A 7,775-nucleotide genomic window follows, 5' to 3' on the forward strand; every position below is an offset into this window, starting at 1 on the left:
TCCTGTAGGAGCGGCCTTGTGTCGCGATGGGCCGCAAAGCGGCCCCAACTTACTCCCGGTCTAACGCGGCATGCAGTCTCAGCTCTTCATCGATGAACGCCGCAATCATCGCCCGGTACACCCGTTCCACCACCTCGGGCGATGCCCCGGTATCACCGGCAATGGCACGCACTTTGGCAATCACCTGCTCGACCCGCGCCGGTGCGCGCACATCGTCGCGGGTCTTCTTGAAAGTCGCCGCCTGGGCGACCAGTTGACCGCGTTGGGCAAGCAGTGCGACCAGGTTCTGGTCGATGTGATCGATGCGCGAGCGAACGTCCTCGATCGAGGTGCAGCGTACGTCCATGTGGGGGGCTCCTTGAGGGTGTCACAGCACAGTACCACACGCACTCTCGAATGCAGCTCAATGCCCCACCAGCTCACCCAGCAGCCGCTGCTTGTAAGCCTGCAACACGGCACTGTCACGTTCGCGCGGGTGCGGCAGGTCGATGCGCAGGTCCTCTCGGATTCTGCCCGGGTGGGCATCCATCACGATCACCCGGTCGCCCAGGTACAGCGCTTCCTCGATGTCATGGGTGACCATGATCACGGTGCAGCGCTCCTGCACCCAGATGCGTTGCAACTCTTGCTGCAACCTTACCCGGGTCAGGGCATCCAGAGCGCCCAGCGGCTCGTCCAGCAGCAGCACCTTGGGTTTGTTCACCAGCGCCCGGGCAATGGCCGCGCGCTGGGCCATGCCGCCGGATAGCTGGTGCGGGTAGGCCTGTTCGTAACCGCTCAAGCCCACCAGGGCGATGTGCTCAGCTACCAGGCGGCCCTTGTGGGTCGTCGGCATGGTGTGGTTCTTCAAGGCCAGGGCGATGTTCTGCTGCAGGGTCATCCACGGGAACAGGCGGTGGTCCTGGAACACGATGCCGCGTTCCAGGCCCGGCCCGTGCACGGGCTGCTGGTCGAGCAGGATCTGCCCCTGGTAGGCCTGGTCGAGGCCGACGATCAGCCGCAGCAAGGTGGACTTGCCACAGCCACTGGCGCCGACAATGCTGACGAATTCGCCGGGCTGGATGTTCAGCTCGATGTCCTTGAGCACCTGCATCGGCTTGCCCTTGAGCGCGTAGCTTTTGCTCAGGCCGCGAATGTTCAGTGCGCCGTGGGTGGCGGTGGTGGGTAAAACGTGGGCGATGGCGTTCATGGTCGGGCCTTTCAACGGGTCGGGCGCCAGCGCAGCAGGCGGCGGGAGAGGAGGGTGCAGAGCCAGGACATCAGGTAGCCGCACAGGCCGATGCACAGCACGCAGACCACAATGATCTCCATGCGTGCGCCGGCCTCGGCGTTCATCATCAGGCTGCCAAGGCCTGCCCCCGAGGACAGGAACAGCTCGCTGCCCACCGAGGTCACCCAGGCGAACGCCAGCGCCTGCAAGACGCCGGCGGCGATGCCCGGCAAGGCGGCGGGCAACAGGATCAGGCGCAACTGCTGTGCGCGGCTGAGCATCAGCACCCGGGCGGCTTCGCGATGCTGGCCCTCGACCTGGCGCAGGCTTTCGAAGGTGTTGAGCACCATCGGGTACAACGCCGCCAGGCTGACGATGAGCAGCTTGGCACTTTCGCCGTTGCCAAAGCACAAGGCGATCAACGGGATCCAGCCCAGCATCGGTACCTGGCGCAGGGCGTGGAACAGCGGCGCGATCAGGCGGTTGGCCGGTGCCGACAGGGCCATCAGCGCCCCCAAGCCGATGCCACCGACAATGCCCAGCGCCAGGCCTGTGCAGGTGCGCAGCAGGCTCGCCCACAGGTTGACCAGCAGCTCGCCGCTGCCCAGCAACTCGACCCAGGCCGCACCCACCTGGGCCAGCGGCACAAAGGCATAGGCGCCAGCGGCGTCCTGGCGCGAGGCATACTCCCACGCGCCGAGCAGCAGCAATGGCAGCACCAGGCCACGAAGACTCTTCAGGTTCATCAGCAACTCCTTAGCGGCTCTGCCAGCGGGTAAACCGTCGCTCGACGCGACGCAGGCCGAAGTCCAGGGTGAAACCAATCACCCCGGTGATCACCACCCCGACCATCACCACATCGATACGCAGCATCTGCCGGCCCATTTCGATCATCTGTCCCAGCCCACTGTCTGCAGCCAGCAGCTCGCACGCCACCAGCACCACCCAGGCGCGGGTCAGGGCCACGCGCACGCCGGTGACGATCGCGGGCACGGCAGCGGGCAGGGCGATAAGGCCGACCAGCGTGGTCCAGCGCAGGCGGTACACCGCCGCGACTTCAAAGTGGCTGCGCGGGATGGCGCGCACCCCTTCACAGGTAGCCAGGGCCACGGGGAAGAACGCAGTCTTGGCGACGATGACGATCTTGAAGGTTTCATCGACGCCGAACAGCAGCACGAACATCGGGATCAGGGCGATACTGGGGATTTGCCGGAGGGTGTGAAACAGCGGCGCACAGTAGGCCTCCACGGTTTTTGACAAGGCCAGGGCGGTGCCGAATGCCAGGCCCGCCAGCGCACCGACGCCAAAGCCCAACGCCAGCCGCGAGAGGCTGCCGGTGAGGTGCTCCTGCAGTTCGCCGGTGGCCAGCAGGTCGGTGAAGCTGTGCCAGACCTCCAGCGGCGGGATCAGCAGGTTGGCAGGGAACAGCCCGGCGTTGGCCAGCAGGGCCCAGAGGGCGAGCAGGGCCACGGGGGAAATCAACCAGGAGAGGGGCGAGAGCAAGCGCATGGCAGGCCTTGGGGGGAGCAGACGATGGAAGGGCTATCGCAAGAGCTGTGCCAGGCGGCGGGGGCCCGGAAATACGGCGGCTGCCGAAGGGGTGATGCTGGAGCAGCACAGGGCTGCTGCTCCAGCAGCAGGCTGCCAGCAACAGGGGGTCTTCGCGGGTGAACCCGCGCCCACGAGGATCAGAAGTCGTAACTGACGCTTGTGTAGTAGAACGCCCCCTGCGCGCCCTCGGGGCTGGTGATGGAATACTTCGGCACCCCATACAGCTGCGCGCCTTCCAGCTTGTCCGGGTGGCTGTCGAACAGGTTGATCGCGCCCGCCGACAAGGTCAGGCCCAGGTCAAAGCGGTACGACACATCCAGGTCGGTCACCCATTGCGCGCCGAAGGTCTGGTCCAGCGTCGGGTTGGCGGCGTTGCGGCTCTGCCACTCGCCATAGCGTCGCTGCGCCACGGTGACGCTCAAGCCGTCGTACAGCCAGTTGGCGCTCAAGGTCAGCTTGTCTTTGGGCGTACCGTCCTCGATCAGGCCCTGGGTGTTGCGGCCGATGATCTGGTTGCCGGGGATGCTGCCAACATCGTCCAGCCCGGTGATGCGGGTATTGTTGCGTGCATAGCCGCCATTGAAGTCCAGGCGCCCCCAGCGGCCCACGTCCAGTTGGTAGTGGCCGGCCAGTTCGAACCCGTCGGTGCGGGTGTCGGCGATGTTGCTGTAGAACGCTGCGCTCTGGATGTTGGCGTAGGGCGTACCCGCGAAGATCGGGCCGACTACCGAGGCCGGCAACTGGTCGGACAGGGTGATGCGGTTGTCGATGTCGATGCGGTAGGCATCGAGCGTGACCGAGGCATTCGGCAGCGGGCGCCAGACCAAGCCTACGGAGAAGTTGGTGGACTCCTCGGGCTTGAGCGACTTGCCGCCCAGCAGCGCTGCCTCCGGGCTGTCGGCGCGCAGGGTGCGTTGTTGCACCTCGACCCAGTTGCCACTGCCCGGCGGCTGCTCGACCACCTGCACACTGAACGACGACAGCCCGCTCTGCACCAGCGACGGTGCGCGGTAGCCGGTGCTGGCGCTGGCCCTGGCAGCAATTTGCGGGGTGAAGTCATAGCGCAGCGACAGCTTGCCGTTGGTGGTGTCGCCAAAGTCCGAATAATGCTCGCTGCGCACCGCGACGCCAGCCTGGAATTTCTCGGTCAACTGGGCTTCGACATCGAAGTAAGCACCGATCACCCGGCGGTCGAGCGACACGGCATCGACCTGGGTGATGCCTGAGTAATAGCCCGGAATCCGTCTGCCAGTGACTGGGTCCAGGGTGTTGAACAGCGGCCCGTTGGACCAGCCGGCTGCATCACCTGCCGTCAGGTCGTAGTTTTCCTGGCGCCAGGCCAGCCCTGCCGAAACGGTCAGTGGCTTGAACAACCAGTCGTTGGCGAAGTCGCGGGTCCAGTCCAGGGTCAGGTTGGTCTGGTCGGCCTCGCGGCGGCCGGTATAGAGGGTCGATGGGCTGGCGTTGCCCCAGCTGGGGTTGATCGCGTCGCGGTCGGTAGAGTCGACGCGGTTATTGCCGTAGTTCAGCGCCAGGTCGAAGTGGCCCAGGGTTTCGTCTTCGAAGCGCAGGCCGCCGGTGACGGCGTAGTCTTCCAGGCCATAACGGGTCACCGGCAGACGGCCGTCGGGGTAGCGCGCCAGGGCCACGCTGCCATAGTTGTTGCGCAGGGTGGTGGGCGGGTCGAAGAAGTTCTCGGCGTCGGTGTTCTTGTGCGCGTAGGTAGCGAAGCCGTAGGCGCTGAGGCCCTCGGTGAGGCCCATCTCGGCGTTGGCGGTGAAGTTGTACTGGTCGGAAACGTTGCCCGAGCCCCAGCGCCAGTTGCGGTAGCGGTTGTTCTGCTCGCGCGGGGTGTCGATGCTGGTCGAGCCGGGGTAGAACAAGCGGTTGTCGTCACGGGTATCGCTGGCCGGGTCCTGGCTGCCGGCGTCGAAGGCCAGGGTCAGGAAGCCGTCGTTGGGCAGGGCAAAGCCTTTCCAGCCGCTGAGCTTGCGCTGCAGGCCGTCGCCCTTGTTGTAGCCGCCGAAGCGGTAGCCGGCGTTGCCGCCGTCATCGCGCTCCTTGAGCACGATGTTGATCACCCCGGCGATGGCGTCCGAACCATACTGGGCAGCAGCGCCATCGCGCAGGATCTCCACCCGTTCGATGGCTGACAGCGGGATCAGGCTGAGGTCCACCGCTGCGGCACCGCGGGCGTTGACCAGGCCTTGGCGGGTGACGTTGGCGCTGGTGTGGCGGCGTTTGCCGTTGACCAGTACCAGCACCTGGTCGGAGGCCAGGCCGCGCAACGAGGCGCCCTGGGCGATGGAACCGGCGAATGCGCCCTGTGGCGACTGCGGGAAGCTGAACGACGGTGACAAGGCGGTGAGCGCGGCAGACAGGTCGCTGGCGCCGGTTTCCTGCAGTTTCTCGCCGCTGAGGACGTCGACCGGCGCGGCGCTTTGCAGGGCAGTGACGTCGCTGCGGTGGGTGCCGACCACGACCACGGTGTCGAGGTTGGCGGCGGGTTCGGCGGCGAATGCGGGCACGGCAAGGCTGCCGATGGCCAGGGCGATGGCGCTGGCCAAGGGGGTGTAGTGGGGCATGGGGATATCCTTAGTAGGCGTTGTTGCCTTGCGTCGCGATGGGCCGCGCAGCGGCCCCTTTGTGAGAAAAATCAGAACCGGCTGGTGACACTCAGCCCGACCGTGCGCGGGTCGCCGTAGGTGATCACGTACTGCCCGGCAGTGCCATTTGGCCGGCCATGCACCTGGTAGCGGCGGTCGGTGAGGTTGTTGACGAAGCCGCTCACGCTCAACTTGTCATCAGGGCTGAACCAGGTCAGGCGGGCGTTGGCCAGGGTGTAGTGCGGCTGGCTGAGGGTCTCGTCCGCGCTGCTCTGGCGGTCGGCGAGGAAGTATTCCTTGTCGCGGAAACTCACGTCGCCGCCGGCCACCAGCTTGCCGCCGACCTGCAGCGGGATGGTGTAGTCGGCACCCAGCGACACCACGTTGCGTGGCGAGCGCACGAAACTGTTGCCGCTGTAGTCACCGGTCACCGCGCCCGTGGTGGGGTTGGTGTTCTTGAAGTCGGTGTACTCGGTGTCGAGGAACGACACCGCCGCGCGCAGGTGCAGGCGGTCGGTCGGTTGGCCTTCGATCTCAAGCTCGGCACCTTTGACCGTACCTTTGGCACCGTTGGTCAAGGCGGTGGTGAGTACACCATTGTTGACTGTCAGCAGGTTCACCTGGATGTCCGAGTAGTCGTAGTAGAAGACGTTGGCGTTGACCGTCAGACGGCGGTCGAACCACTCGGACTTCAGGCCAAGCTCGTAGGCATCCAGCTCTTCCGGGTCGACCGTGGTCAACTGCGCAAGGCTGGTCGACAGCCCGGTGTTGAAGCCGCCGGAGCGGAAGCCATGGGCGTAGCGGAAGAACACCCGCAGGTTGTCGTTGATGCGGTACTCGGGGGTCAGGTCGTAGGTCCAGGCTTCCCAGGTCTTGTCTTCCTGGCGGTTGCCGTTGCTGCCCACGCCACCCAGCGGGATCAGCGGGCCGTTGGCCGTGGCGCGGGTCAGTTGCACCAGGTCCAGGTCGATGTCCTTCTTCTCCTGGGTCCAGCGCAGGCCGCCGGTGACGCTGAAATCATCGGTGAAGTCGTAGGTCAGGTTGCCGAACAGCGCGTAGCTGTCGGTGCGGTGGTCATAGCCCAGGTCGCGCAACGCAGTGGTGCCGACCTGGTTCGAGCCGGTGCCGTTGGGCGTCGGGCCTGGGGTGACGATGCGCTGGGCCGAGCTGTCCAGGTCTTCATGGAAGTAGTGGGCGCCCGCCAGCCAGTGCAGCGGGCGGTCTTCCGGCGAAGCCAGGCGCAGCTCCTGGGACCACTGGCGGTAGCTGTTGTCAGTGATTGCCGCGCCGTTGACTTCATAGGGGGTGTAGTCGGCGTCGCTGGTGGAGCGGTTGCGGATGTAGTCGTAGGCACTGATCGAGGTCAGGGTGTAGTCGCCCAGGTACCAGTTGAAGGTCAGTGACGCGCCGTCGTGGTCGAGGCGGTAGTCCTCGTTGACGTTGAGCGAGATATCGCGGCCATTGGGGCGCTCGTAGCCGACGTTGTAATAACGGCCCACCGGCAGCGAGCCGTTGCTGCCGTCGCCCTTGAACTGGCGGCTGTGCAGCTTGAGCAGGGCGTCCAGGTCGGGGTTGAGCTGGGCCAGGAACTGCAGGCGGATCGCCTTTTTGTTCACGTCGCCGTAGGTGTTGCCGTCGAAATCGTTGTTCTGGAAGCCATCGCGTTCTTCGGAATACAGCGATACCCGCCCGGCCAGCTTTTCGTCCACCAGCGCGCCACCGATGGCACCGGTGACGATGCGCTCGTTCTTGCTGCCGAAGCCGAGGGTGCCGTAGCCGTCGGTGTCGAAGGCCGGCTTTTTCGAGATGACATTGACCGCACCGGCGGTGGTGTTCTTGCCATACAAGGTGCCCTGCGGCCCGCGCAGGATCTCGATGCGCTCAAGGTCGAACAGTGGGCCGCCCCCGGCGATCGGTGCATTGAGGTAGACGTCGTCGGCGTAGATGCCCACCGGGAAGACCGTCGCCGCACCGGTATCACCGGTGCCCAGGCCGCGGATGTACCAGCGCGGGCGGCCATCGCCGTCGGGGTTCTTGGCCGAGGCGTTGGGCACGAAGGTGGTGATGTCGCCCATCGAGCGCACGCCATCGGCGGTGATGCTGGTGCCCTTGATCGCCGACACGGCGACGGGCACTTCCTGCAGGGTCTGCTCGCGATGCTGGGCGGTGACGGTGACGGTTTCCAGGGCTGGCTCGGCCTTGGTGTCTTCGCCGGCGGCGACGGCTTGGCCGCCGGTGCCGGCCAGCAGCAGTGCAAGGCTGATCTGGCGGGCTAGTGGATGGCGCTGGTGCATGGTGAATCTCCCCGTATGTAAAGCGTTGTTGGGGAGAGCTAGAGCAGGGACTGTGCCAGGTTGATAAGCTATTGATTAATAAGGGCTATTTGATTTTATTTGTAGAGATCGGAC

The 7,775-nt window shown here is 65.5% G+C and carries 6 protein-coding genes; all 6 read right to left on the reverse strand.

Annotation, left to right across the window (positions count from 1 at the left end; all coding sequences use genetic code 11):
* Positions 1-49: 49 nt before the first annotated feature.
* Positions 50-346 carry a chorismate mutase gene (locus NP534_RS24175; protein ID WP_186661321.1) on the reverse strand — a complete coding sequence of 99 codons (297 nt, stop codon included), beginning with the start codon at positions 344-346 and terminating at the stop codon, positions 50-52.
* A 57-nt stretch (positions 347-403) separates the two neighbouring features.
* Positions 404-1,189 carry an ABC transporter ATP-binding protein gene (locus tag NP534_RS24180; protein WP_274100379.1) on the reverse strand — a complete coding sequence of 262 codons (786 nt, stop codon included), beginning with the start codon at positions 1,187-1,189 and terminating at the stop codon, positions 404-406.
* Positions 1,190-1,200: 11 nt separating this feature from the next.
* Positions 1,201-1,956, reverse strand: a complete 756-nt coding sequence (locus tag NP534_RS24185) for an ABC transporter permease (protein ID WP_047582033.1) — start codon at positions 1,954-1,956, stop codon at positions 1,201-1,203.
* A 10-nt stretch (positions 1,957-1,966) separates the two neighbouring features.
* Positions 1,967-2,719: an ABC transporter permease gene (locus NP534_RS24190; protein ID WP_274100380.1), complete on the reverse strand. Its 753-nt coding sequence runs from the start codon at positions 2,717-2,719 to the stop codon at positions 1,967-1,969.
* 179 nt (positions 2,720-2,898) lie between these two features.
* Positions 2,899-5,346, reverse strand: a complete 2,448-nt coding sequence (locus NP534_RS24195; protein WP_274100381.1) for a TonB-dependent receptor plug domain-containing protein — start codon at positions 5,344-5,346, stop codon at positions 2,899-2,901.
* Between the two features lie 71 nt (positions 5,347-5,417).
* Complete coding sequence (locus tag NP534_RS24200) at positions 5,418-7,661, reverse strand: TonB-dependent receptor (protein ID WP_274100382.1); 2,244 nt, start codon at positions 7,659-7,661, stop codon at positions 5,418-5,420.
* Positions 7,662-7,775 lie beyond the last annotated feature (114 nt).

It is taken from the genome of Pseudomonas sp. 39004, from assembly GCF_028682155.1.
GTDB classification, from domain to species: Bacteria; Pseudomonadota; Gammaproteobacteria; order Pseudomonadales; family Pseudomonadaceae; genus Aquipseudomonas; species Aquipseudomonas capeferrum.

What these genes read in the sequence shown, in the direction of transcription:
- NP534_RS24200 (WP_274100382.1), bottom strand. Translation starts at nt 7,661, where the DNA reads ATGCACCAGCGCCATCCACTAGCCCGCCAGATCAGCCTTGCACTGCTG.
- NP534_RS24190 (WP_274100380.1), bottom strand. Translation starts at nt 2,719, where the DNA reads ATGCGCTTGCTCTCGCCCCTCTCCTGGTTGATTTCCCCCGTGGCCCTG.
- NP534_RS24195 (WP_274100381.1), bottom strand. Translation starts at nt 5,346, where the DNA reads ATGCCCCACTACACCCCCTTGGCCAGCGCCATCGCCCTGGCCATCGGC.
- NP534_RS24180 (WP_274100379.1), bottom strand. Translation starts at nt 1,189, where the DNA reads ATGAACGCCATCGCCCACGTTTTACCCACCACCGCCACCCACGGCGCA.
- NP534_RS24175 (WP_186661321.1), bottom strand. Translation starts at nt 346, where the DNA reads ATGGACGTACGCTGCACCTCGATCGAGGACGTTCGCTCGCGCATCGAT.
- NP534_RS24185 (WP_047582033.1), bottom strand. Translation starts at nt 1,956, where the DNA reads ATGAACCTGAAGAGTCTTCGTGGCCTGGTGCTGCCATTGCTGCTGCTC.